This window comes from Trueperella bernardiae, assembly GCF_001469025.1.
GTDB lineage: Bacteria > Actinomycetota > Actinomycetes > Actinomycetales > Actinomycetaceae > Trueperella > Trueperella bernardiae.
Window position 1 is genome coordinate 1 of sequence record NZ_LNIZ01000003.1, and the last position, 24,184, is coordinate 24,184.

The 24,184-nt window shown below is 66.0% G+C and carries 22 protein-coding genes and 4 tRNA genes; 19 read left to right on the forward strand and 7 right to left on the reverse strand.

Annotated elements, in window-relative coordinates:
• From AQZ59_RS03405 to AQZ59_RS03420, 4 genes are all read right to left on the reverse strand, one after another.
• Window positions 1–3,085: exo-alpha-sialidase (locus AQZ59_RS03405; RefSeq protein ID WP_160326864.1), on the reverse strand; the 3,085-nt coding region annotated here is incomplete at its 3' end.
• 385 nt (window positions 3,086–3,470) lie between these two features.
• A tRNA-Phe gene (locus AQZ59_RS03410) sits at window positions 3,471–3,546 on the reverse strand.
• A gap of 35 nt (window positions 3,547–3,581) precedes the next feature.
• Window positions 3,582–3,655 (reverse strand) — tRNA-Asp (locus AQZ59_RS03415).
• Between the two features lie 35 nt (window positions 3,656–3,690).
• A tRNA-Glu gene (locus tag AQZ59_RS03420) sits at window positions 3,691–3,763 on the reverse strand.
• 260 nt (window positions 3,764–4,023) lie between these two features.
• On the opposite strand from AQZ59_RS03420, the gene AQZ59_RS09730 reads away from it, so the two are divergent.
• From AQZ59_RS09730 to pstB, 14 genes are all read left to right on the forward strand, one after another.
• The gene (locus AQZ59_RS09730) at window positions 4,024–4,689 is read left to right on the forward strand and encodes a DUF1129 domain-containing protein (RefSeq protein WP_236698651.1); all 666 of its coding nucleotides are present in this window, start codon (window positions 4,024–4,026) and stop codon (window positions 4,687–4,689) included.
• A complete protein-coding gene (locus tag AQZ59_RS03430; protein ID WP_330218613.1) occupies window positions 4,682–5,548 on the forward strand; it encodes a mechanosensitive ion channel family protein in 867 nt (288 codons plus the stop codon). The genes AQZ59_RS09730 and AQZ59_RS03430 overlap by 8 nt, the downstream gene beginning before the upstream one ends.
• Window positions 5,545–5,946, forward strand: a complete 402-nt coding sequence (msrB, locus tag AQZ59_RS03435) for a peptide-methionine (R)-S-oxide reductase MsrB (RefSeq protein WP_062613187.1) — start codon at window positions 5,545–5,547, stop codon at window positions 5,944–5,946. The genes AQZ59_RS03430 and msrB overlap by 4 nt, the downstream gene beginning before the upstream one ends.
• Window position 5,947: 1 nt before the next feature.
• Window positions 5,948–6,895: an endonuclease/exonuclease/phosphatase family protein gene (locus tag AQZ59_RS03440; protein ID WP_062613189.1), complete on the forward strand. Its 948-nt coding sequence runs from the start codon at window positions 5,948–5,950 to the stop codon at window positions 6,893–6,895.
• Window positions 6,896–6,904: 9 nt separating this feature from the next.
• The gene (locus tag AQZ59_RS03445; RefSeq protein ID WP_062613191.1) at window positions 6,905–7,408 is read left to right on the forward strand and encodes an AEC family transporter; all 504 of its coding nucleotides are present in this window, start codon (window positions 6,905–6,907) and stop codon (window positions 7,406–7,408) included.
• The gene (locus AQZ59_RS03450) at window positions 7,401–8,438 is read left to right on the forward strand and encodes an EamA family transporter (RefSeq protein ID WP_082661123.1); all 1,038 of its coding nucleotides are present in this window, start codon (window positions 7,401–7,403) and stop codon (window positions 8,436–8,438) included. Before AQZ59_RS03445 ends, AQZ59_RS03450 begins: the two co-directional genes overlap by 8 nt.
• A gap of 215 nt (window positions 8,439–8,653) precedes the next feature.
• Window positions 8,654–8,730, forward strand: a tRNA-Lys gene (locus tag AQZ59_RS03455).
• A gap of 231 nt (window positions 8,731–8,961) precedes the next feature.
• On the forward strand, window positions 8,962–9,528 hold the full coding sequence (locus tag AQZ59_RS03460) for a hypothetical protein (protein ID WP_236698652.1): 567 nt from the start codon (window positions 8,962–8,964) through the stop codon (window positions 9,526–9,528).
• A gap of 216 nt (window positions 9,529–9,744) precedes the next feature.
• Window positions 9,745–12,174 carry an RNA degradosome polyphosphate kinase gene (locus AQZ59_RS03465; protein WP_201783148.1) on the forward strand — a complete coding sequence of 810 codons (2,430 nt, stop codon included), beginning with the start codon at window positions 9,745–9,747 and terminating at the stop codon, window positions 12,172–12,174.
• A gap of 9 nt (window positions 12,175–12,183) precedes the next feature.
• A complete protein-coding gene (locus AQZ59_RS03470; RefSeq protein WP_062613197.1) occupies window positions 12,184–13,140 on the forward strand; it encodes an NUDIX hydrolase in 957 nt (318 codons plus the stop codon).
• A gap of 120 nt (window positions 13,141–13,260) precedes the next feature.
• Window positions 13,261–14,397 carry a phosphate ABC transporter substrate-binding protein PstS gene (locus AQZ59_RS03475; RefSeq protein WP_062613199.1) on the forward strand — a complete coding sequence of 379 codons (1,137 nt, stop codon included), beginning with the start codon at window positions 13,261–13,263 and terminating at the stop codon, window positions 14,395–14,397.
• A 60-nt stretch (window positions 14,398–14,457) separates the two neighbouring features.
• Window positions 14,458–15,570, forward strand: coding sequence for a phosphate ABC transporter permease subunit PstC (gene pstC / locus AQZ59_RS03480; RefSeq protein ID WP_070808048.1), 1,113 nt, complete (start codon window positions 14,458–14,460; stop codon window positions 15,568–15,570).
• Entirely contained in the window at window positions 15,567–16,610 is a 1,044-nt protein-coding gene (gene pstA / locus AQZ59_RS03485) for a phosphate ABC transporter permease PstA (RefSeq protein ID WP_070808046.1), read from the forward strand. Before pstC ends, pstA begins: the two co-directional genes overlap by 4 nt.
• Before the next feature lie 23 nt (window positions 16,611–16,633).
• Complete coding sequence (pstB, locus tag AQZ59_RS03490; protein WP_062613203.1) at window positions 16,634–17,413, forward strand: phosphate ABC transporter ATP-binding protein PstB; 780 nt, start codon at window positions 16,634–16,636, stop codon at window positions 17,411–17,413.
• 221 nt (window positions 17,414–17,634) lie between these two features.
• On the opposite strand, the gene AQZ59_RS03495 is transcribed toward pstB, so the two are convergent.
• From AQZ59_RS03495 to AQZ59_RS03505, 3 genes are all read right to left on the reverse strand, one after another.
• Window positions 17,635–18,639 carry an inorganic phosphate transporter gene (locus AQZ59_RS03495; protein WP_062613205.1) on the reverse strand — a complete coding sequence of 335 codons (1,005 nt, stop codon included), beginning with the start codon at window positions 18,637–18,639 and terminating at the stop codon, window positions 17,635–17,637.
• Between the two features lie 3 nt (window positions 18,640–18,642).
• The gene (locus AQZ59_RS03500) at window positions 18,643–19,272 is read right to left on the reverse strand and encodes a DUF47 domain-containing protein (protein ID WP_062613206.1); all 630 of its coding nucleotides are present in this window, start codon (window positions 19,270–19,272) and stop codon (window positions 18,643–18,645) included.
• A 127-nt stretch (window positions 19,273–19,399) separates the two neighbouring features.
• On the reverse strand, window positions 19,400–19,591 hold the full coding sequence (locus tag AQZ59_RS03505) for a hypothetical protein (RefSeq protein WP_062613210.1): 192 nt from the start codon (window positions 19,589–19,591) through the stop codon (window positions 19,400–19,402).
• Between AQZ59_RS03505 and AQZ59_RS03510 the strand changes: the two genes are divergently transcribed.
• From AQZ59_RS03510 to ygfZ, 5 genes are all read left to right on the forward strand, one after another.
• The gene (locus AQZ59_RS03510) at window positions 19,590–21,149 is read left to right on the forward strand and encodes an alanine/glycine:cation symporter family protein (RefSeq protein WP_062613212.1); all 1,560 of its coding nucleotides are present in this window, start codon (window positions 19,590–19,592) and stop codon (window positions 21,147–21,149) included. The genes AQZ59_RS03505 and AQZ59_RS03510 overlap by 2 nt on opposite strands.
• Before the next feature lie 315 nt (window positions 21,150–21,464).
• Window positions 21,465–22,295, forward strand: coding sequence for a hypothetical protein (locus AQZ59_RS03515; protein ID WP_152994716.1), 831 nt, complete (start codon window positions 21,465–21,467; stop codon window positions 22,293–22,295).
• Between the two features lie 9 nt (window positions 22,296–22,304).
• On the forward strand, window positions 22,305–22,913 hold the full coding sequence (locus tag AQZ59_RS03520; protein ID WP_062613215.1) for a heme-binding beta-barrel domain-containing protein: 609 nt from the start codon (window positions 22,305–22,307) through the stop codon (window positions 22,911–22,913).
• A complete protein-coding gene (locus tag AQZ59_RS03525) occupies window positions 22,913–23,104 on the forward strand; it encodes a hypothetical protein (protein WP_062613217.1) in 192 nt (63 codons plus the stop codon). The genes AQZ59_RS03520 and AQZ59_RS03525 overlap by 1 nt, the downstream gene beginning before the upstream one ends.
• Window positions 23,101–24,183, forward strand: a complete 1,083-nt coding sequence (gene ygfZ / locus AQZ59_RS03530) for a CAF17-like 4Fe-4S cluster assembly/insertion protein YgfZ (RefSeq protein ID WP_062613219.1) — start codon at window positions 23,101–23,103, stop codon at window positions 24,181–24,183. The genes AQZ59_RS03525 and ygfZ overlap by 4 nt, the downstream gene beginning before the upstream one ends.
• Window position 24,184 lies beyond the last annotated feature (1 nt).

The window sequence follows — 24,184 nt, forward strand, 5'->3', positions numbered from 1 at the left end:
CATCGTTGGCGTAGAAGTGAATCGCGCCGGACTCGTCAACCGACCACAGGTCAGCCAGCTTATCGCCAGTCGCATCGCCCAACACGCCCGTCGCACGCGACGGGGCGGCCGGACGATCCATCACATCGCACTGAACCGGCCCAGGGCCCGGCTCGGGGTTAGGCTCCGGCTCGGGGTCAGGCCCCGGCTCCGGCTCAACAACCTTCGGCGACACCGTGATCGTGAAGGTCTTGGAGGACGTGCGCGGGATGCCCGTGCCGTCGTCGGCCTCCGTGACAGTCACCGTCACCTCGAAGGCCTCTTGCGCGGCATTATCCACCGCCGGCGTGCCCGAAATGACGCCGGTCGCGGCATCGATCTCCAGGCCCGCGGGCAGACCTTCGGCCGTGAACGTGTCGGCCAGCGCCGGGTCATTACCGGTGGTCTTCAGCTGGATCGGCGCGATCTGCGTGCCATCTGTCGCCTTCACGTTGCGCACCTGGTTCAGCTCCAGCTCGAACGGTAGCTTCTTCGTCAGGTACTTCAGGGTGAAGTTCACGTAGCCGATCTTGTTGAACACATCCGGCTCCATGAGCAGGCCGATCGAGCCGTCGGGCTGCACCGCCATCGTGGTGTAGCCTGTTCCGCCCTGGCGCACCTGGCGGGAAATCGGCCAGGTGGTGCCGTCGTCATAGCTCATCTTGACCGTGCCGTTCGTGCGCCCAGACTCCGTGTTCGAGAACAACAGCACCTTCGAGCGCAGCGTGCCCTTCTCGGCCGTCGGGAACGCGCGGATGATCTGGGCGTTGTTCGTGGCGTCCACGAGGTTCTTGTCCACGTGGATGTCCTGCCAGGTCACGCCGCCGTCGTCGGAGGTTGCGACGATACGGTAGCCCGACGCTGTCCCACCCGACACGCGCGAGTTCAGCATGAGCCGGCCGTCGGACAGCTCGACAATCTTGTTCTCGTCGTACTGCCAGCGGCCGTTCGTCGGCGCGCCCTCCGTGGCCGAGGCGAACTCGCCACCGTGCCAGGTCTTGCCGTGGTCGTCCGAGTAGATCGTGATCGCCTGGAACGTTGATCCCTTGACACGGCACGCGGCCTGCTGCAGCAGGCGGCCCTTGTACGGTTCGTGCATCTTCTGGATGCCCGCGCCCGACGTCGCGAAACAGCCGTCCAGCTGCGCCGCGCGCGCCCCGAGCACCTCGTTCGTGATGATGCGCGAGGACCACGTGTAGCCGTTATCGGTGGAAGACGTGAGCGCGAAGTTCATCGTCTTGCGATAGGTTTCATCCACATTGCCGTTCTCGTCCACGCGGTAGCCCGGGCCGTTCGGCAGACCCGCGTCCAGCGAGCCGACGTGGAAGTTGAAGATCTCGCCCGTCGTGTAGTCAACCACGTACGACGGGTCCGACCAGCCATAACGCTCACCCGCCGGCGCAACCTTGCCCTCGGCGATGACCGTCATCGGGCCCCAGGTCTTGCCGCCGTCGGTGGAGCGGCGCTGCACGATCGAGTTCTCATTCGGCGAATCGCCGCCGTTCCACGCGCCGTTGGTGGGGCGCAGATCGTAGGAAGCGAGAATGTCGCCGTTGGAGGCCACTGCGATCGCGGGGATGCGGATGTTGTAAGCCGACGTGTTCGACTCCAGGATCTGCAGGTCGGTCAGATTCGCCTCCAGTCGCGGATCCGCGTTTGGCGGGGTGAACGCCGTCGCGGCCGGGCGGATGGTGGGGGTCGGCGTCGTCGCGCGCGCGGTCTCGACGCTCGTCCGGTCACCTTGGGTCGCGTTCACGACGACGTCGGCCTGCGCCTCCCCACGCTCCAGGTCATCGTCGGTGACGGCGTACGGCAACTCGCAGCTGTGGCTCTGGCCGGGGGCGATGGTGGCCTGGCAGTCGCCAGCCGAAATCGAGATGTCGGCGTCGGTGGGATTTTCCACGGTCAGCGTGGCGGTCAGCTCGTCGCCCACCTGGTAGTTGCCCTTGCCCGTGCCGGCCGTGAACTCGAAGGAGGTCACCTCCGCAAGCTTCGCCACGACCTCCGTGGGCTCACCCGTAAACGGGGCGAACGGCGTCGTGGCACCCGAGTAGCCCGTGTTCTCGTAGTACTGGAACGTGATCGACGGGGTAAACGAGCCGCGCTCGACGTCCTCGGCCGTCACCGTGTACGTGGGGAACGGACAGGCCTTAGTGGCGCCCGCCTCGAAGGTGTTCCACTTACAGCCCGACCAGTTATCAAGGTTGGAGTCGGTGGCCTCGAAGGAGCGGGTCTTGCCCGTGTCATTCGTGACGTTGATGGTGTAGCGGATCACGTCGCCCACCTGGAACGGGGCGCCATCCGGGTTCGGGTTCGTCACCGCGAACGTGGCCTTCAGCGTGGGGACCTGCGGCTCGGGCTCGGGCTCGAGGCCGTCGATCTCGGCGCGGACCTCGTCCGCCGTGAGTGCGCGGTTATAAATCTTCAGCTCATCCACGACGCCGGTGAAGCCCTCGCCGCCCAGGATATCGAGCGGGGCCGCCACCGGGTTGGTGATTCCCCAGGACTTCAGCTCAAGAAGGCTGCCGTTGACGTAGAGGGCGATGCCCTTCGTGGAGGAATTCGTGGCGGTGATGTGCGTCCACGTGTTGTTGGCGAGGGTGTAATTGTAGGTCAGCACCCCGCCCGCCCCCGGCAGCACGTGGAAGCCGATCTTGTCCTCCCGATTCTCGGCGAGGCGCTGGGAAACCGCGCGGACGCCGTCAGCGGACTGGATGATCGACGCACGACCTGTGGCCGTGGGCGCCTTCACCCAAAAGCCGATTGACCAGTCGTGGGGGAGGTTGAGCTCCGGGTAGGTGATCTTGGCGCCGTCCTTGATTTCTACCGCCTTGCCGACCTTGCCCTCGACGAGCGGCAGGTCGCCCGTGGGGGTGCCATCGCGGCTACCCCACTGATCCTTCGTGGCGGATTCATCGAAGGAATAATAGGAGATGTGAGTATCGGCGGGGGCGCCCGAGTCGGCGACCGCCACCGGTGTTAGTGGGGCGAGGGGCGTCAGAGCGAGCGCCCCGATGGCTGTGGCGGCGAGTGTCCATTTCCTCCGCCAGGCTCCGGCTTTCTTCATTCGATTGTCCTTTCGCGTCATTGCGATGGTGTGGCCGCATCGGTGCGGGCACGACGGAGGTCAGTTTTCTGACAACCGTACCGTCAACCTTAGGTGAGGTCGGCGCCGGGCGCAATGGATTTGACGCGATGGAGTGGGTCAAAAAGGCCGGGCTGCCGGGGGCGCCGGCGGAAGTCGTGAATCTGGGGTGGGGCAGGACGGTATGCGAATCGGTAGCCGGTATTTTCACGAGTTGTGTCGGCCGGATCTCCGGTCAGACCTCCGGGGTTCGGTTTTGTGGTGCAGGGTTGGGTCTATGCCGGGTTGGGTCTATGCCGGGCCGGATCTGCGCGGACTGGGCCTGTGCCAGGCCAGGCAAAGAAAAAGACCCCCGCGGGGGTCTTGGTGGTGGCTCCGACCGGCGTCGATCCGGTGACCTTTCGATTTTCAGTCGAACGCTCTACCAACTGAGCTACAGAGCCTTAAGAAAAAGCCCGGATTGCCGGGCGTTTCCTTGCGACCCTGACGGGACTTGAACCCGCGACCTCCGCCGTGACAGGGCGGCGCGCTAACCAACTGCGCTACAGGGCCAGATGTGGAATTTCTTCCTGCTTCTGGTGAAGCCGTACCCCCAACGGGATTCGAACCCGTGCTACCGGCGTGAAAGGCCAGCGTCCTAGGCCACTAGACGATAGGGGCTCGTTCCGTCTTACCGGGGAACGTCGACAAGCTTATGCGGATTTCGCGATCTTGCCAAATTGGTCGGACGTGTTATACACCACTCTACCACAGGTGTGTGCCGCGGCGAGGTTTTTGCGCTGTCAGCCGGGCCCTCGTGGAGGTGAGGCGGACGCGAGGGGAGGGGCGGGGGTACCGGGACCGGGCGCGCGGGAGGGGCGCCGTGAGTTGTCAGCGAAACGCGGTGAGTGTTTGTCGGAGGGGTGGTTTAGCCTTGAGACATGGATATGTTTGGTGCGCTGCCAGTGTTTGTGGAGGCCAACGGTGAGGATACCGTGGAGGCCGCCGTTGAGGTGACTTTTGACGTGGTCAAGATGATCCTGACGATCGGTGCGGGCATGCTCGTGGGAATCGTCGCGGGGCTGCTGCTGATCGCGGGGTTGCGGATCCTGACGCGACGTAGCGTGCATATGGACAGGGTGTACCACGCGGTCAGTCGGCGGCTGGAGGTGCTGCTCGCTCTGGTGGGCGCGTGGCTGGGCTTCCATTATCGGCTGACGGTCATGCCGGCAACGCCGCCGGATTGGCTGAATTGGGTGGGGCACGGCTTCGTGTTGGCGATCATTGGCGCGGTGACATGGGTGTTGTCGGGCCTGGTGGATGGGGTCACGCGGGCGATTAATGACCGGATGGCGGAGACGTCGGAGGGGCGCGCGGCGCGGGTGAAAACCCAGACCCAGATTCTGCGACGCGTGATCAAGGCCAGTGTGGATCCTGGGCGTGGCGGTGGCGCTGCTGACGTTCCCGGGGGCGCGGGCGGCGGGGGCGTCGATTTTCGCGTCGGCGGGAATTATCTCCGTGGTAGCCGGCCTCGCGGCGCAGACCACGCTCGGGAATGTGTTCGCCGGGCTGCAGCTGGCGTTTACCGATTCGATCCGGGTGGATGACGTGGTGCTGTACGAGGGCAACTATACGAAGGTGGAGGAGATCACGGTCACCTACGTGGTGCTGGCGGTGTGGGACGGGCGGCGGATCATTGTGCCGTCCACGATCATGACCACGAAGTCGTTCGAGAACTGGACGCGCCGGGCGCCGGACATGATGGGGGATGTGATCATCACGGTCGATTGGGCCGTGCCGATCGACGCCGCCCGCATGCGTTTCGAGCAGATCTTGCGTAACACCGACCTGTGGGACGGGCGCACGGGCGTGCTGCTGGTGGCTGATGCGGCGTCGATGGATCGGATCAACTTGCGTTGCCTGGTGTCGGCGAAGAACTCGCCCACGCTCACCGACCTGCGCAACCACGTGCGCGAGGAAATGGTGCGCTGGATCCAGGAGGAGGCGCCGCAGTCGATCCCGCACGAACGCTACTACTCGGGTCAGATGGGCGACATGGCTGCGCGGAATGAGGAGACGCTCGCACTGGTGCAGGAACGCGGCGAGGGGCAGCCGCCGGCGTTCGAGCCGGAGGGCGGGAGCGTGGACGACACGCAGGAGACCGAGGTCATCTCGACGAAGGACGTGGCGAAGTTCTTGCGCGTGCCGCTCGCGGAGCGGGAGGCTGAGCTGGCCGCGGGGAAGGGCGCTGGGGGCGGCGCAGACGGTGGTGCGGAGGGCGGGGAGCCCACGGTCGAAACGCCCACCACGGCCGCGAAGTCGGCGATTTTTACCGGGTCGACGGAGGCGGAGGAACGGGCGAAGGAGTTCGCGGGTCCGGGCGAGAAGGTCTACGAAGAGCGTAAGCTAAGCGCCGAAACTCAAAAACTCCCTGTCACGGATACGGAAACGAAGGAGAATATATGACCTTCCGAGTGAACAAGACCGACGACGAGTGGCGTGACATCCTCACTCCCATGGAATTCAACGTGCTCCGTCTCGCGGGCACCGAGCGCCCCGGCACGGGCGAGCTCCTCAACGAGGACCGGCCTGGCATGTACCACTGCCGCGCGTGCGATGCCGAACTGTTCCGCTCCACCACGAAGTTCGACTCCCACTGTGGGTGGCCATCGTTCTACGACCCGAATGAGAAGGGCGCGGTGATCTACGTGGAGGACCGCTCGCACGGGATGGTCCGCACAGAGGTCCAGTGCGCCAGCTGCGGATCGCACCTCGGCCACGTGTTCCCCGATGCGCCGCACACCCCCACGGGCCAGCGTTACTGCATGAACTCGGTGGCGCTCCGCTTTGAACCGGACGCCTAACGTGCGAGTCCTCACCTTCAACATCGAATATGCGACGCCCGTGCCGGCCGGCCAGCCCACGGCGTCGGTGGAGGTGGGGAAGCGCGCCGGACGGGAATCGGCGCGAGTGCTGGCCGATGAGGTCGCGCGCATGGGCGCTGACGTGGTGGGCCTGCAGGAGGTCGACCGCGGGAAGTGGCGCTCGGGTGGCGTAGACCAGCTGGCCTTGGTGGCGGAGGCAGCCGGGTTGCGGGCGCTGTTCGCGCCAACACGCCGCCGGTATGGCATGGGACTACTCACGCGGTGGCCATTGGTTCGCGCGCGGGTGCTCCGCCTGCCCGGGCGGCACACGCCTCTCGTCCGCGGGGAGGATCCGGCCCGGTGGCGGGATATCGGGCGCGGCATGGTGGATCTGGTCGGTGGCCTATCGGCCGCCCGCGCCTCCCGGCGCGGGCGGCAAACCTCCTGGCGTGTGAAATGGCCCGACCGCCGGGCCTGCCTGTATGCGCTCATCGACACCCCGGAGGGTCGGGTGGTGGTGGGCGTAGCCCATTTGTCAACGGTTCGCTCCACCGCCCGCGAGCAACTCCAGGTAGCCCTGCGTGGATTCGACCACTTCGCGCCCGGCATCCCGGCCCTCCTCATCGGCGACCTCAACCTGCGCATCAACCACGTGGAGCAGGAGCTCGCCCGCTTCGCGGCAGCCACGCCCACCGCGCCCGGCCAGCCAGTCTTCGAGATCCTCCACCGCGGCAACGGCACGCCCAGCTGGGCGCCCCGCATCCAGATCGACCACGTGCTCGGCCGCGGACTCCACGCCCATCAAGACCGCACGGTGTGCCTGCCGGTCTCGGACCACGTGGCCGTCGTCGTGGACGTGACAGCCCGGGCGTCGTCGTCAAGGCCCTGCCCCGAAACCGCGGGCGTCCTCGACGTGGACGGCCCCGAAACCCGCCGGCCCACCGAGTAGGCTGGGCGCGTGGGTGACGTTCTCTTAAGCATTTGGACGCTCCTGGTCTACACGGCGATCGGCTTCGCGCTCCTAAAGTTCCGCGTGGTCGGGCCGGGCGCGGACCGGGGGCTATCCAGGATCGTCTTCTTCGTGACCATGCCGCGCGCGCTCACCGTCCCGATCGATGCCCTCGCCGACGCCACCGTGCCCGTCATGATGATCGCGATGGGAGTCTCTCTCGCGTCGGCCCAGCTGCGGCGGGGGAGGGACGCCCTGCCGCTAGCCGCGTCGGTCGGATTCCGCGTGTTGCTTTCGCCCATCGTCACATTTGCCCTGGCCATGGCCCTGGGCCTGGAAGGAAAACAACTGCTGGCAACGATGGTCGTGGCCGTGTTCCCCACCGCCAACAACCTCTTCGCCATCGCCCACCGCTACGAGGTGGGCGTGGGGCTGGTCCGTGACGCCGTCGTTATCAGCGCGCTCGCATCCATGCCTATGCTTGTTGTCGTGGCGGCGATTTTCTATGGCTAGGGCCGACGGCCGGTGGGGCGGCCGAGACAGCAGACACCTCACAGGGAGCCTCAACTTCACCGAGACCTCCATGCGCTCCGCCGCGCCCGGAATCCTCATCGCGGCCGGACTCATCCAGTACTTGGGCGCGTCGATCGCGGTCACCCTGTTCGCGGTGGCGGCCGTGGGCGCCGTGGCCTGGGGGCGCGTTGCCGTAGCCGCGGTTTTTATGATGATCTGGCGACGGCCGAAGGTCGACTTCCGCAGCGAGCTCGGCCGGCGCCGGCTCGGACTTACCGCGATCTACGGCCTGGCGCTCGTGACGATGAACCTGCTGTTCTACCAGTCCATCGCGAGGATCGCGCTGGGGACGGCCGTTGCGCTCGAATATCTGGGGCCCGTGCTCCTCGCGGCCGTGACCGGGCGCGGCTGGCGGATCTGGACCGGGATCGTGTTCGCGTTCGGCGGGGTGTTTGCGATCTCGTGGGTCGGGGTGGATTTGGCCGCGCCGGGAGTGCTCGCCGGCGTCGTGCTCGCCATCGCGGCGGGCGGGGCGTGGGCCGTGTATATGTGGGTCGGGTCGAAGGTGGCGCGTGCCGGGCTAGGTGCGGATTCCCTTGCCCTCGGCATGGCGATCGGAGCGCTCGCGTTCGTGTGGCTGGCTATCCCAGGCTTCGCCGTGATCGCGACTAGCCCCAAGCTTCTCGCCCTGATGATTGCCGTGGGCGTGTTCTCGTCGGTGGTGCCCTACGGGTTGGAAGTCTTCGTGCTGTCGAAGATCCCGGCCGGCACGTTCGCACTCCTCGGGGCGCTGTACCCCGCCACGTCGTTGCTGGTCGGCATGATCATCCTGCGCCAGATCCCCACCCTGGGCGAACTCGGGGGACTCGTGTTGATCACCGTGGCCGTCATGCTGGTGACCTGGACGCCGCGACTTCGCCGCGCCGTCCCCGGCCGGGCCGGCAGGTCTGGGCAGGGGCGCAAGCTGGGCGAGTCTCGCAAACCCGGCCAGCACGGCGAGCCCGGCCAGGGCCGCAAACCGCACCGATAGGGTGCCGCGTCGCCTCGGCCGGTGATGCTTGCCTCCGGCCCGTCACCGCTTCGTGGTTGCTTGTTGCCTCCCTTCACCTGGGGTGCGTGGCGCGGTCGGAGATTTGGTCCGAACCGCGAATTCCCACTGCTTGCGATTTTTCCGTGGGCGCCAAGCGGGGTAGACTTTCCGGGTTGGACGCCGCCGACTCAGGCGTACCAACCGCGCACTCGCGCGGGCCTCTAGCTCAATTGGTTAGAGCAGCGGACTTTTAATCCGTTGGTTGTGGGTTCGAGTCCCACGGGGCCTACCACTAGCTCCTACAGGTTTCTCGTCACCAAACGAATTTGTTCGTCACCAGAATCAACGATTTGAGTGACGAGAAATCCCTTTTGGTGACGACAAACTCCCGCCGCGCCCTGCGGCGACTTTCCTCTATCTGCCCACATCGCCCCTGATCTGCGAGACAATGGGAGCACAACGCTAGGAGGTAGTCATGTCAACACCACGCAGGCCGGCCCAGTTGAAGCCTGAGCAAGTCGAAATGATTGAAGGTGGCGCGGACACGGCCGCGACCTCCGAGCTCGCCCATACGTCGGCGCAGGCGATTGTGCCGTTGGGGCGCACCCATGAGGAGGATCCGGAGGTGCGCGAACGCGTGCTTGCCCTCATTACGGACGAGGGGGTGGATACGATTGCGGAGTCGTGGGTGAGTTCGCCAGAGGAGTCGTTGCCGGGTGTGCTCTGGCGTGGGTTCTTGCTGTCTGAGTGGATTCGCCGGTATCCGCAGGAGGCGGAGGAGCGCTTCGCCGCGGCTCGTCTCGCGCTCGCGGATGATGAGCCCGAGAAGGCTGAACAGGTGGCGGCGCCACGTGAGGTCCGCGCCCTGTGGGACGAGGTGTTCAAGGGTAGCTTCACCGGCGACTTCGCCGGCGTTCTGCGCGCATCCGCCCGCCTCACGGACTTCCTCGGCCGCGTGCAGCCCACGTGGATCTCCTCGGACGACCACCCGATGGCCACCGAAGTCACCCGCCGCGACACCGCGATGCTTCGCACCGCCGACGACTTCCGCCTTGCCGGCGAGCGCCTCCTCCGCGACGGCCTCGACTAGCCCGCCGGCCTCCGCCAGTCCGACGACGCCGTCCGTCCACTTCACGACGACGCCCGCACCAGCGGGCCGGCCGGCGCCCGCTCGGCTCAATCTGCCCCCCACGGGGCCAACCCCATCCGCGGAGCTAACCTGCATTCGCGGGCCCACCCTGCCTCGCGCGGCTTGCTCTGCGCGGGGGTATTGATACTCCCACATGAGATCTGAGACGATTCGGATATGAGCGACGAACACCTTGCTGACGATTCCGCTCTCGTGGAATCCACCCCGAGTGACCACCTTGATTTTGACGACGTTCCCGAGCCCGCCATCCAAGAATTCCTCGACGAGGATGAGGACGTGAGCGAGCTGACCTCCCAGGAAATGGCGAACTTGCGCGCCCGCGTTCAGGAGATGCGCCTGGGCGCGTCGGTGTCCACGGCCGCGTTGGTGGAGGAGGCCGAGCGCTTGGTGCGCGAGACCGAGGCTGCCGAGGAGGCGCGCCACAACCAGCCCGACGGCGAGCCCGGCGATCCTTCCAACTCGGCGCTGGGCATGCTCCCCGAGGGCCGCTTCCTTGACCGCGAGCTGTCCTGGCTCGCGTTCAATGAGCGCGTGCTGGAGCAGGCGGAGGATCAGACACTGCCGGTGCTCGAGCGTGCGTGGTTCCTGGCGATCTTCGCCTCGAACCTGGATGAGTTCTATATGGTCCGCGTGGCCGGCCTCATGCGCCGTATTGCCACGGGCATGGCGGTCACGAAGGCGTCGGGCCTGACCCCGCGCCAGGTGTTGGAAGGCATCACGGTCCGCACGAAGGAGCTGCAGGAGCGCCACGCCCGCGTGTTCGCGGAGGACGTCCAGCCGAAGCTGGCGGAGGTCGGCATCGTGATCCAGCACTGGTCGGACCTGGGTGAGACGGAGAAGGATCGCCTGTCGAAGTTCTTCCGCAAGCAGATCTTCCCGGTGCTCACCCCGCTGGCGGTGGACCCGGCGCACCCGTTCCCGTACATTTCGGGCCTGTCGCTGAACCTCGCGGTGTTGGTGCGCAACCCGAAGAATGACAAGGAGCTCTTCGCCCGCGTCAAGGTCCCGCAGTTGCTGCCGCGTTTCATCGCGGTGGATTCGGAGGGCCGCCCGTACCGCCCGGAGGACGTTCCGGCGGACGAGCAGGGCAAGACCTCCTACATCCCGCTGGAAGAAGTGATCGGCGTCCACCTGGATGCGCTGTTCCCGGGCATGGAGATCGTGGAGTACTCCACGTTCCGCGTCACCCGTAACGAGGACCTGGAGGTGGAGGAGGACGACGCCGAGAACCTCCTCAAGGCCCTGGAGAAGGAGCTCCTGCGCCGCCGCTTCGGCCCGGCCGTGCGCCTGGAGGTGGAAAACGACATCTCGAAGCGCGTTCTCCAGATGCTCACCCGCGAGCTGGGCGTGCGCGAGGAGAACGTGCTGCACTTGCCGGCCCCGCTGGACCTCACGGGTCTCAACGTCATCCATGACTTGGACCGCCCGCAGCTGAAGTTCAAGAAGTTCGTGCCCGTCACGGCCCGTGGGATTTCCGACGTCGAATCCTCCCGTGCCGCCGACATCTTCGCCGCGATCCGCCGCCGCGAGATCTTGGTCCATCACCCGTACGAGTCGTTCTCGACGTCGGTCCAGCACTTCATCCGCCAGGCGGCGGACGATCCGAAGGTGTTGGCGATCAAACAGACCCTCTACCGTACGTCGGGCGATTCCCCGATCGTCGATGCCCTCATCCGGGCGGCGAACTCGGGCAAGCAGGTGCTGGCGGTCGTGGAGATCAAGGCCCGCTTCGACGAGGAGAACAACATCGAGTGGGCGCGCAAGCTGGAGCAGGCGGGCGTGCACGTGGTCTACGGAATCGTGGGCCTGAAGACGCACTGCAAGCTGTCGCTCGTCGTGCGCCAGGAGTCGGACGGGCTGCGCCGCTATGTGCACGTGGGCACGGGTAACTACAACCCGAAGACCGCCCGCGGGTATGAGGACCTGGGCCTGTTTACGTGCGACCGCGATGTAGGCCAGGACGCCACCCGCCTGTTCAACCAGCTCTCGGGTTACGCGCCGAAGGTGAAGTTCCACCGCTTGCTGGTGGCGCCCACGGGCATCCGCTCGGGCCTGATCGAGCGCATCGAGCGCGAGATCGCGAACAAGCAGGCGGGCCGCAACGCGTGGATCCGTTTCAAGGCGAACTCGCTGGTGGACGAGCGCGTGATCGACGCCCTTTACCGCGCCTCGCAGGTCGGCGTACCGATCGACATCCAGGTGCGCGGGATTTGTTGCCTTCGCGCGGGGATCCCGGGCATGTCGGAGAACATCAACGTCCGTTCGATCTTGGGCCGCTACCTGGAGCACTCGCGCGTCTACGCTTTCTGCAACGACGACGACCCGGAGGTTTGGATCGGTTCGGCGGACCTCATGCACCGCAACCTCGACCGCCGCATCGAGGCGCTCATCAAGATCGTGGAGCCGGACCAGAAGGAGTTCCTCATCGAGATGGTGCGCCGGGCGACGTCGGACGACGTGCGCTCCTGGCGTATGACGGCCGACGGCTGGGTGCACACTATCCGGGATGCCGAGGGCAACCTGCTGGCCGACACCCAGGAGGAGTTGATGGCGCGCGCCCGCGCCACCGTGGCGGATCGTCGCTAGGGTCCGCGCGTGTCGGTTGATATTCGGGCCGCCGGCGCCGTTGTGTGGCGCCGGCGTTCCCGCACGCTTGAAGTGCTCATTGTCCACCGTCCCACGTGGAAGGATTGGTCGTTGCCGAAGGGCAAGGTCAAGGGCGAGGAGACGTTGCATGAGTGTTGCATCCGTGAGATGAAGGAGGAGACGGGCCACGACGTCGTGCTCGGCGTCCCGCTCGGCTGGCAGCACTACACGGTCAGTAGCGGGAAGAGCAAGGAGGTGCGCTACTGGGCGGCCACCGTGGCGGATAAGGGGCATCCGGCGCTCGCGGCGCGGGGGAAGGTGCAGCCGGCGTCGAAGAAGGAGATCGACGACGCGCGGTGGGTCACCGTCAAGGACGCCCACAAGATGCTCACCCACAAGGGCGACCGCAAGATGCTTCAGCGCCTGATGGATCTGGAGGAGGCGGGCGTGCTTTGCACGACGCCGGTGCTCGTCACGCGTCATGCGCGGGCGACCAAGCGCTCGGTTTACAACGGTCCGGAGCAGACCCGGCCGCTGACGACTACCGGGGTGGTGAGAGCCAAGAGGTTGGTGCCCCTGCTGTCGGTGTACGGGGTGGACAGGGTGGTGACGTCGCCGTGGAAGCGGTGCCTGGACACCGTGGCCCCGTACGCGAAGGCCACCGGTCTGGAGCTCGAGACCCGCGAGGCGCTGACCGAGGCCGCGCACGTGAAGAAGCCGAAGAAGATGGCCGCCGTGCTGAGCCAGGTGCTGGGCAAGGGAAGGGCTACCGCGGTGTGCGTGCACCGGCCCACGCTGCCCACCGTGCTGGACGTGCTCAAGGGCGTGACCCCGCACCACCTTCGCCGCCAGCTGCCGGGGAAGGACCCGTGGCTGAAGACCGGGGAAATCATGGTGGTGCACGTTGCAAAGAAGAAGGACAAGGCCGTCGTCATCGCCTTTGAAAAGATCCGCCCAGCGATGTGAAATACTTGACAGCCAGTTCACCTCGCGTTAACCGGACGTGTGCTGTGCAGAAAGGTGTCCCTCTTAGCGTTGAACTTAAGGGAGTTCTCCCTCAAGTTCTACATCAAAGGATGGAATACTGTGAAGATTGCACGTCACCGCGCAGCCGCCGGCCTTGCCCTTTCGCTTTCGCTCGTTCTCGCCGCCTGCTCGAACGGCGGCAGCGATTCGGAGACCAACGGGGCGACAGATTCCCCCAGCGCTTCCGACTCCACGAGCGCCGATAAGACCGGCTCTGGCTCGCTTTCCGGCACCATCAACGGTTCTGGTGCCTCGTCGCAGGTAAACGCCCAGCAGGCGTGGCGCGACAACTTCACCGCCAACACCGGCGCGATCGTGAACTACGACGCCACCGGTTCCGGCACCGGCCGCGAGCAGTTCATCGCTGGCAAGGTTGACTACGCCGGCACCGACTCGGCCCTCAAGGAAGAAGAGCTCACCGCTGCCACCGAGCGTTGCGGCGGCGAGAGCCCGATCGAGGTGCCGCTCTACATCTCCCCGATCGCCATCGCCTTCAACCTTGATGGCATCGACTCGGTCAACATGTCGGCCGACGTGATCGCCAAGATCTTCAAGCAGGAGATCACCAAGTGGAACGACCCGGCGATCGCCTCCCTCAACGAGGGCGTCGAGCTGCCCGACATGCCGATCATCCCGGTCAACCGCGCTGATGATTCCGGCACGTCGAAGAACTTCCAGCAGTACCTCGTGGAGTCCTCCGGTGAGTGGGACTTCAAGCCCGAGGACACCTGGCCGATCACCGGCACCCAGTCCGCTGAGAAGACCTCCGGTGTGGTCAACCTGGTCAGCTCCACCCCGGGCGCCATCACCTACGCCGACGCCTCCCAGATCGGTGATCTTGGGACCGTCGCCGTCGAGGTTGCTGGTGAGTTCCTCGCCTACTCGCCCGAGGCCGCTGCCGCCATCGTTGACAATTCGGCCCCGGCTTCTAACGCCACCGACCGCATCCTGACGGTTGACCTCAAGCGTGACGGCACGGTCGCGGGCGCCTACCCGGTGGTCCTGGTCTCCTACCTGGTGGCCTGCACCCAGTACGACAACGCGGACACCGCGAACATCGTCAAGGAGTACTTCACCTACATGGCCTCGAAGGAAGGTCAGGACGTCGCGGCGAAGGCTAACGGCGGTAACGCCCCGATCTCGGACGCCCTGCGCGAGCAGGTCATGGCCGCGGTCGACCAGATCAAGACTAACTAAGAGTTTGACCAGCGTGGGCCAGCCCCTCGGGGGCTGGCCCACGCCAGGATCGGAGCTGTGGTGTTACAAACCTCTGAGCCGGCGGCCGAGCCGGTTGACCAGACGGAGAAAGCAGTCGCGGCGCCGGGAGCCTGGGCTCCGGCGTCGGGCCGTGCCCGGTACGGCGACCGCGTCTTCCGCGGAATCTCTAACCTTTCCGGCATCAGCATCCTTGCCCTGCTGGCCGCCGTCTTCATATTCCTCTTGCTGTCGTCCGGCAACGTGCTCATCACGCCGAACGATGAGATCGTGGAGCAGGTCGGCTTCGCCCGGGGCCAGAACTTCTGGCAGTTCGCCGGCACGACCGTTTTTGGCACGCTACTCGCCGCCATTATCGCGCTGGTGATCGCCGTGCCTTTCGCCGTGGGGATCGCACTCTTCATCTCGCACTACGCCCCGCGCAAGCTCGCCGCCACCTTCGGCTACGTCATCGATCTCCTTGCAGCCATCCCCTCCGTGGTGTTCGGCCTGTGGGGTATGTGGACGCTGGAGCCGCTCATGCGCCCGGTCTTCAGCTGGATCTCCGACGTGCTCACCCCGATCTTCACCTTCCTCAACGGCAAGCCCGGTGCCGACGGCGCTTGGGAGGGCGGCCTTCCCGGCCTGTCCTGGCTCGCCGAGCACTACGAGTGGTTTCCCGACGGCACCGCCGCGGCTTTCGTCCCGCCGGCACGGAACATCCTCATGGGCGGGGTCATCCTCGCCATCATGATCCTCCCGATCATCACCTCCCTGGCCCGCGAGGTCTTCGTGCAGACCCCGCGCCTGCAGGAGGAAGCCTCCCTGGCGCTTGGCGCCACCCGCTGGGAAATGATCAAGATGGTGGTGCTCCCGCACGGGCGCTCCGGCATCGTGTCGGCCTCCATGCTGGGCCTCGGCCGCGCACTCGGTGAAACCATGGCCCTGCTCATGGTGCTCTCGCCCGGCATGATGATCAACTTCAAGCTCATGAGCCCCGGCCAGCACTCCACGATCGCCTCGCAGATCGCCCTGCGCTTCCCCGAAGCCTCCGGCATCGAGTCTGACTTCCTCATTGCGCTCGGCCTGATCCTGTTCGTCATCACGTTCGTGGTCAACTTCATCGCCCGCGCGATCGTTGCCCGCTACGCCGAGTTCTCAGGAGCGAACGCATGAGTACCGCTGTTGCCACCACTCAAAAGCGCCTGCCCGCATGGTTCACCGTCGCGGCCCTGGTCGCGTCCGTGGTTATCGGTGTCGTCGGCGCCCAGATCTTCGATTCTGGCGCGGTGGGCGTCATCGTTTTCCTCTTCCTTTACCTGGCCATCGTGGCCGGCGCCGGATTCGGTGTCGAGGGCCGCCGCTACGGCACCGACCGGGTGATGACGTCGATGATCATCGGCGCGTTCGTCGCCGCCGTCATCCCGCTCCTGTCGCTGCTGTGGACCGTGCTCGCACAGGGCTGGTCGCGCATGTCAGCCGCCGGCTTCTTCACCTCCACCACCTTCGGCCAGTCGATGGCCGACTCGGTGACGGGTGCGGGCCACGCCGTGGTCGGCACCCTGCTGATCACGGGCTTCGCCGCGCTCATCTCCGTGCCTCTCGGCGTGCTCACCGCAGTCTACCTAGTCGAATACGGCAAGGGGAAGCTCAAGCGCTTCATCACCTTCATGGTGGACATCATGACCGGCATCCCCTCGATCGTGGCCGGCCTCTTCGCCGCCGCCATGATCCCCATGATCAACCAGGCACTCTTCGGCCAGGCCCAGTTCAAAAACGGCTTCGCCGGCGCGATCGCCCTGGTGGTGCTCATGACCCCGATCGTCGTGCGCAACACCGAAGAAATGCTCCGCCTGGTGCCCAACGAGCTACGCGAGGCCTCCTACGCGCTCGGCGTCACCAAGGCGGGCACGATCATCCGCGTGGTGCTCCGCACCGCCGTGTCGGGCATTATCTCCGGCATCTTCATCGCCATCGCCCGCATCATTGGCGAGTCCGCACCGCTCATGATCACCGCCGGAACCACCGACTTCTACAACTACAATATCTTCCAGAACCAGATGTACACCCTGCCGGTTTACGTCTATAACCAGTATGTTTCTGGTAACTCGGCTGAAGCATGGGCCGGAGCCCTCCTGCTCATCCTGGTGGTTCTCATCCTCAACCTGTTGGCTCGCTGGATCGCAAAGCGGTTCGCCCCCAAGGGCGAAAAGTAGCCGCTGGGAAAGAAAGGATTCTTATGTCTGAAGGCATCAAGGTACGTGACCTCAATATCTACTACGGCGACTTCCTCGCCGTGGAGAACGTCAACGTCGATATTGAGCCCCGTTCCATCACCGCCCTCATCGGCCCGTCGGGCTGTGGCAAGTCCACCTTCCTGCGCTCCCTCAACCGCATGCATGAGGTCATCCAGGGCGCCCACGTCAAGGGCCTGGTGGAGATCGACAACCAGAACATTTACGGGCCGGGCGTGGACCCGGTGCAGGTGCGCCAGCATGTGGGCATGGTGTTCCAGCGCCCCAACCCGTTCCCCACGATGTCGATTGCCGACAACGTGCTGGCCGGCATGCACCTCAACAACAAGAAGCTGCCGAAGGCCGAGGGCGAGCGCATCGTGGAGGAGTCCCTACGCGGCGCGAACCTGTGGGAAGAAGTCAAGGACCGGCTCGACCGGCCCGGCTCCTCGCTGTCGGGCGGCCAGCAGCAGCGCCTGTGCATCGCCCGCGCGATCGCCGTCAAGCCCGAGGTGCTCCTCATGGACGAGCCCTGCTCCGCGCTCGACCCGATCTCCACGCTCGCGATCGAGGACCTCATGCAGGAACTGCGCTCCGATTACACGATCGTGATCGTCACGCACAACATGCAGCAGGCGGCCCGCGTCTCGCAAAAGACGGGCTTCTTCAACATTGAGGGGACGGGCAAGCCCGGCCACCTCGTCGAGTTTGATGACACGGAAAAGATCTTCTCCAATCCGACTCACAAGGAGACGGAAGACTATGTGTCCGGTCGTTTCGGGTGACGACCGGCGGCGAAAGGCGGCGCTACCTTCGGGTGGCGCCGCCTTTTTATGGGCCCCGGAGGCGGGCCAACCTGGCCAGGCGGGCCGGGCGGGCCCCGCGGATTGAAATTTTTTGGACGTTTTCGGGCCGGTCTTCGTATATGAGGAGATCGGCCCGGATTCGTCCAGTGTTTTCAAATCGGCAGCGGCCTGGCCGCGCCTGGCGGCACCAGGCCGCGGGCCTAAACGAAGAGGTGCAGCACGTAGCTGACGGCCGCCGCCACCAGGCCGGCCGCGGGGAAGGTGATGAACCAGGCCCCCACGATGTTGCCGGCAGTGGACCAGCGAACGGCCGACCGGCGTGTGGTGGCCCCCACGCCCATGACTGAGGACGTGATCGTGTGCGTGGTGGAAATAGGCGCGTGCCAGAAGTACGCGGTGGTGTATAGAACCGAGGCGGCCACGGCCTCGGCGGCGAAGCCCTGGGCGGGGTTGAGGTCGGCGATCTTGGTGCCGAGCGTCTTCATGATGCGCCACCCGCCCGAGTACGTGCCGAGCGAGATCGCGGTGGCCGCGCCGAGCTTGACCCACAGCGGCACCGAGCTGCCCTCGTGGTACCCGCCGGCCACGAGCGCGATGACGATGACGCCCATGGTCTTTTGTGCATCCTGTAGGCCATGACCGAGCGCCACGGCTGCCGCGGGCACGGTCTGGGCCACGCGGAAGCGCTTCATCGTGGTCTTGTAGGTGGCATTCTGGAAGGTACGCCGGATGAGCGACATCAGCAGGTAGGCCAGCCCAAATCCGACGAACGGTGAGACGAACATCGGCACGATGACCTTCATGCCGATCACCGACCAGTGCACTGTAAACGCGGCCGCCAAGCCTGCGCCGGCCAGGCCGCCGATAAGCGCGTGCGAGCTCGACGACGGCAGCCCGAACCACCAGGTGGTGAGGTTCCACACGACGGCGCCCACCAGGCCCGCGATCACCACGAGCAGGCCCGATATCCCATCTGAGGGTGCTACTTCCACGATGCCCGAGCCGATCGTTTCGGCCACGCCCGTGCCCAGCAGCGCTCCAATGAAGTTCATGACGGCGGCCATCAGCAGGGCCACGCGCGGGGTCAGCGCCCGCGTGGCGACCGACGTGGCGATGGCGTTAGCGGCGTCGTGAAAACCGTTCGTGTAGTCGAAGACGAAAGCGAAAACGACAACAAAGATCACTAACGCCAATACCGGATCCAAGGCTCAGGACTCCTTCAGCGTGAGCAGCTCGATGCGGCTGGCGAGGGTCTCGAAGGAATCGACCGCGGCCTCGTATGAATCCAGCGTGATCTTGCGGGCCAGGATCTCCTTGCCCGAACGGTCTGATTCGAACAGGTCGATGATGAGTTCGCGGTAGATCTGGTCCGCACGGTTCTCCAGATTGTTGATCTCGAGCCACTCCGTGCGGATCGACGGCTCGATCTTCTTCAGCTTGCCCACCGCGGTGATGGCGTGCTCGGCGCACTGAATAATGATGTCGGCCATTTCGAACAGCTGCTCGTGGACCTCGCCGATCTTGTACAGCACCAGGTTGTTGCCGGCCTCGTCAATCAGGTCCACGCACGTGTCGATCTGGCCGGTCAGCTCGATGAGGTCGCCGCGATCGTAGGGGAGAATGAAGCGGGAGCCGATCTCCTGCAACACGAGGTGATTGCACGCGTCGGCGTCGTTTTCAATCTGGTGCAACGCACGGTTGAGTTCCACCCGCTCCGTGGTACCCGCGGCGACCATATCAGCCAGCGTCCGGGCCGACCGGACAAGGAAAGATGCCTGCTCGTTAAGAAGGTCCTGGACCTTGTGTTGAGTGGCAAAGCGTGACAGGAATCCAGCCATGCGGCGTACGCCTCCGAATAGGTTAACAGCTCTCAACGCCAAGGCTACGCGAGGATGAATTACTTTTCCAAGAAATGAGAAAACGGACCGTGCGTACCCGGGTATTTCGGTCAAACGACCAGCTATTTCACACCGTGAGCCGCCCCGGCTGGCGGAGGTACCATGTGTGAGACTTGAGGGGCGTCAGCAGTTGTTGCACGACGTCGACCGGGGCCACGACGCCGGGCCCGACGATCGCCGAGAGGCGGACGAAAGCTGGGCCGAACGGCGAAAGCCGCACCACGGCGTCGTGAACGAAGAACGAGAAGAGGAAGATCATGCAGGAATGGCAGGAATGGATCGACGAGCTGACCGGGCCGGCCACGGCCGCGCTGGGGTCGGTCAGTGATTGGCTGTATGCCTGGATCATGATCGCCGTGCTCATGGGCGCGGGCCTGTATCTGACGTTCCGCGGGCGCGCCCTGCAGGTGCGCCGCTTTGGCGACATGCTGCGGTACGTGGGCCACTCGCGCGCCGGCTCGCAGGGCGGGATCTCGTCCTTCCAGGCGTTCGCGATGGGCATGGCCACCCGCATCGGGATCGGCAACATCACGGGCGTGGCGCTCGCGCTCATCCTGGGCGGACCGGGCGCCCTGTTCTGGATGTGGCTGGTGGCGCTCATCGGCATGGCCACCGCGTTCGCCGAGGCCACACTCGCCCAGATCTTCAAGTCCGCCCACCATGATGGCACCTTCCGCGGCGGGCCCTCCAACTACATCTTGCGCGGGGCGAAGTCGCGCGGGCTGGCGGTCGCGTTCTCGGTGGCCATGGTGTTTTCCATGTTCATCGCCATGCCGATGGTGCAGGCCAACTCGATCGCCGGCGTGCTCGACGCCTCCCAGGGCGTGCCCGCCTGGGTGACCGGCGCGGTGGTGTCGGTGCTCGCCGCCGTGGTGGTGCTGGGTGGCGTGCGCGGGGTGGCTCGCTCCACCGAGATCATCTCGCCCGCGATGGCGCTGGCATACTTGCTGGTGGCGATCATCGTGATCGTCATGAATATCGGGCGCGTCCCCGAATTTTTCACGGACGTCTTCTCCTCGGCTTTCGGGCTGAATGAGGCGCTCGCGGGCACGGCCGGCGGGGTGCTCGCCGCGCTGGTCAACGGCATGCGCCGCGGTCTGTTCTCCAACGAGGCCGGCATGGGCACCAACCCCAACGCCGCCGCCACTGCCACCGTGGCCCACCCCGTCCAGCAGGGGCTCATCCAGTCCTTCGGCGTGTTCGTAGACACCATCGTGATCTGCACCGCCACCGGCTTCATCATCATGACCGCCGGCGTGCTCGACCTCACCACCGCCATTCCCGACGACGCCGGCCACCTCACCACCACCGCTATCACCTCCACCATGGGGTCCTGGATGGCGTGGCCCGTGGCGATCATGATCTTCTTCTTCGGCTTCTCCTCCATCCTCGGCGCCTACGCATACGGCGAGGCCAACCTCGTGTTCCTGCGCGCCCCGCAGTGGACGATCACCGTGGGCAAGGTGGCTATCGTTGTCTTCTCGTTCGTTGGCGCGGTGCTGGCGCTGACGTTCGTGTGGGCGCTCATGGACCTAGCCATGTTCGTGGTGACCGTGCTCAACCTCGTCGGCGTGCTGTCCCTGTCCGGCTGGGTCATGGCCGCGCTACGCGACTACGAGCGGCAAAAGGCGGCTATCGCCCGCGATGGGTTCGTCGAGGTGCCGGTGGGCGCTGGGGCGGGCGCTGCTGGAGCCGGGACGGCTGGCGCGCGCCGCGTGACCGAGCCCGTGTTCGTGCCCTCGCAGGCCGGCCTGCCTGGCGTGCTCGAGGGCAACGTGTGGGACGGCGCGGTGAACTCGGCCAAGGCCTACGAGTAGCCGGCACCCCGCGGGCAAAGGGAAGGGCCGCACGAGAAGGTGCGGCCCTACGCTTAGGACACCGAACCCGAGAGCGCCTGTCGGCGCTAAGGCCGCTCGTAGCGGCAAATATTTGGAGCCCGGGGCTTTCGCGATCCGGTGTCTGGCTCTAGCCTAACTCACGTTCCCCGCCCTGTCACGCCCCAAGTTACGCACGGTTTCCGCGCCCGCCACGGGCCCGTGCACGTTCTCCGCTCTTGCCTCAAAACCGCGCCACGGCGCCGGTTTCCGTGGTAAAGTCCTACTACCGGAGTTTGGGGAGATACACTTTTGGCTATGACGTCCTCTACGCAAGAGCCCGGACGCACGCCTTCGCTCCTTGATCGGCTGTTTGATCGGGAGTCCCCGGCTCGTCCTTCCACCGATGTGCGCCCGCCGTTTGTGTGGGCATCCATCGGCGCGTTCTATGCCGCCCTCATCGCGCTCGGGGCGTCGCTCGGCCCGCTCGCGGCGGTGATCGCGGTGGCGCTCGCGGCAGCCCCCCTGATTTCGGGCTGGCCGGTGCTCCTTGGCCTGACCAACCGGGCCGTCTCGCGCGTCGTCATGACGTTGACGCTGGTCGCGGGCCTGGTCGCGGCCAGCTTCGGCTCGATGCCCGGCATGATGTTGGCCGCCACCTTCGCCATCTTTGCTTCGTTCGTGGGGGAGATGATGCGCCACGACGGCCGACTCCACCTCATCGAGCACATTTCGGCGTCAGCGGGCGGGGCGATGCTGATGATCTCGGCGTCGATGTGGGTGTTCGCGGCGGGGGACTGGCATGCCACCAGCCGGGCGCTGCCGGCGGCGGGCACGTTCGTCGGGTTGCTGACCGCTATCGTCATCGCGGTGGCGGCCCTCATCCACGGCTTTGACCTCGACCACGCCAACCTCCTCGGCCTCCTCAACACCACGGTGGTGGGGCTGGTAGCGGCCTTCCTGCTGTCGGGCCTGGTGTGGGTGGGCGGCGCGATCGGCGTGTGCGTGGGGCTGGTGTTCGCCTTCATCCGCCGGTGCATGCGCACCTTCGAGCGGCCGCTGACCTGGGTGCAGGGGTATGTGAAGGCCGTGATCCCGCATTGCGCGCTGGGCATGATCGGCTACATCTTCACGCTTGTTGTGCTCTAAGCTGAGGGCATGACTTTCCGACTTCCTGAGAACCTGGCCCCGGAGAACTACCCGCTGGGCTGGCTGATTGACTCCTGGCACGGCGGCGGTGTGCTCGAATATGACAACGTGGACGCCGCGGCTTACCTCCACGAGCTCACCATTGACGCCGTGGATGGCGGCCCGTACGTGCGCCTCAATTCGCGGATTTGGCTGGCGAAGGAGCCGGCCTCGGAGGTCGACAAGGAGGCCCCCGGCCAGTGGACGTACGACCACCTGACGAAGGACGTGCTGTGGTCGGCCCAGACCGGCTACCTGCGCGTCACGCCGGACGCCCCGAAGCGGGAGGACGGCGCGGTGGAGCTCGAAGCCACGGTCGCCACACCGATGGGAATTTCCCAGCTGTGGGTGGGCCTCATCAACGGCCCGCGCCTGCAGATGGTCACCGACACGGTGATCCGCTCCGGCGCCGCGGCCGACTTCACGGCGGCGAAGTTCCTGGGCGGCAACGTCGCCTCGGATTTCTTCTACGCCTACGACATGGAGGCCTTCGGCTTCGAGATGCGCAATTACCTTGCGGGGCGGCTGTCGCGCCAGTTTGACGGCTCCGTGGACGCCCCCAGCACCGAGGAGGAGTGATGACCGACAAGAAAGACGGCCACTGGGGCATGAGCTACTTCGCGGACAAGGGAGGCAAGGCGACGGGTAAGGCCGACGACGCCGCCCGCCCGGTCTGCGCCCCCGCGGCTCCCGAATCGCCCGTCAAGGGCGCCGAGCCCGAGGGCCACTGGGGCGTAAGCTATTTTGCAAGCAAGGCGGATGAGGAGTGAGCCCGGCTCGCTCGGTCGATCTTCCTGGCGCCGTGCTGGATGAGACGCACGGCGTGCCGGCCCACTATGGCAACCCGTTTGCGGAGGAGAACCTGCTGGCCCGCGGGCGGGCCTTCACCGACCTGGGTTTCATCGAGGTCCTCGCGGTCTCCGGCCCGGACCGCGCCACGTGGCTGCACAACCTCACCACCCGTGACTTCCTGAACCTGCCCGCCGGCGAAAGCTCGGAGATGCTGCTGCTCGACCCGAACGGCCACATCTGCACCGCCGCCGGCGTCATCGACGACGGCGAGCGCACCTGGTTCTTCCTTGACCGTGGCCAGGCTGAGCCCTTCGCCGCGTTCCTCGAGTCGATGGTCTTCCGCATGCGCGTGGAGGTCGCCCGCCCGGACGTGCGGGTCTTCGGCTTCTTCGCGCCCGCCGGCGTGCCCGAGGCGATCGCCGCGCTGTCGGCCGTCGTCTGGTACGACCCCTGGCCGCGCACCCTACCCGGCGGTGCGCATTACGGCGTTCCCGACGCCGACCACCCGGCCTGCGACTCGGCGCGCGTGCTCATCGCGGCGCGGCCCGAGGAGGCGGTCATCGAGACGTTTGGGGCGGCGGGCTTCGTGCCGGCCGGCCTGCAGGCGTGGGAAGCGAAGCGGATTTCGGATTGGCGCCCGCGCCAGAACACGGAGGTGGCGCAGCGGGCCCTGCCACACGAGCTCGACTGGCTGCGCACCGCCGTCCACCTGGAGAAAGGCTGCTATCGCGGCCAAGAGACCGTGGCGAAGCTGGTCAACCTCGGCCGCCCGCCGCGGCGGCTGGCCTACCTCTACCTTGAGGGCCCGGAGGGAGAGCTGCCCGAGCCGGGAGCGGAGGTGAAGGCGGGGGAGAAGGTCGTGGGTCAGCTGACCTCGGTCGCCCGCGATTCGGAGGAGGGCCCCGTGGCCCTGGCTCTGCTCAAGCGCAACGCCCCGGAGGGCGAGCTGGCCGTTGGCGCGTTCGTCGCCGCCCAGGTACCGATCGTGGCGCGCGAGGGCAAGTCGTCGGCGTCGCCGGACGAGCGGCCGGGCGCCGGCATGCGCGCCCGGCGGTAGG

Bases quoted from the DNA above. Each gene is read 5' to 3' on its own strand.
- AQZ59_RS03500 (WP_062613206.1), bottom strand. From the start codon at position 19,272: ATGGCTGGATTCCTGTCACGCTTTGCCACTCAACACAAGGTCCAGGAC.
- AQZ59_RS03450 (WP_082661123.1), top strand. From the start codon at position 7,401: ATGGCTAGGGCCGACGGCCGGTGGGGCGGCCGAGACAGCAGACACCTC.
- msrB (WP_062613187.1), top strand. From the start codon at position 5,545: ATGACCTTCCGAGTGAACAAGACCGACGACGAGTGGCGTGACATCCTC.
- AQZ59_RS03465 (WP_201783148.1), top strand. From the start codon at position 9,745: ATGAGCGACGAACACCTTGCTGACGATTCCGCTCTCGTGGAATCCACC.
- AQZ59_RS03505 (WP_062613210.1), bottom strand. From the start codon at position 19,591: ATGATCTTCCTCTTCTCGTTCTTCGTTCACGACGCCGTGGTGCGGCTT.
- AQZ59_RS03510 (WP_062613212.1), top strand. From the start codon at position 19,590: ATGCAGGAATGGCAGGAATGGATCGACGAGCTGACCGGGCCGGCCACG.
- pstB (WP_062613203.1), top strand. From the start codon at position 16,634: ATGTCTGAAGGCATCAAGGTACGTGACCTCAATATCTACTACGGCGAC.
- AQZ59_RS09730 (WP_236698651.1), top strand. From the start codon at position 4,024: ATGGATATGTTTGGTGCGCTGCCAGTGTTTGTGGAGGCCAACGGTGAG.
- AQZ59_RS03460 (WP_236698652.1), top strand. From the start codon at position 8,962: ATGATTGAAGGTGGCGCGGACACGGCCGCGACCTCCGAGCTCGCCCAT.
- pstA (WP_070808046.1), top strand. From the start codon at position 15,567: ATGAGTACCGCTGTTGCCACCACTCAAAAGCGCCTGCCCGCATGGTTC.
- AQZ59_RS03525 (WP_062613217.1), top strand. From the start codon at position 22,913: ATGACCGACAAGAAAGACGGCCACTGGGGCATGAGCTACTTCGCGGAC.
- AQZ59_RS03520 (WP_062613215.1), top strand. From the start codon at position 22,305: ATGACTTTCCGACTTCCTGAGAACCTGGCCCCGGAGAACTACCCGCTG.
- AQZ59_RS03515 (WP_152994716.1), top strand. From the start codon at position 21,465: ATGACGTCCTCTACGCAAGAGCCCGGACGCACGCCTTCGCTCCTTGAT.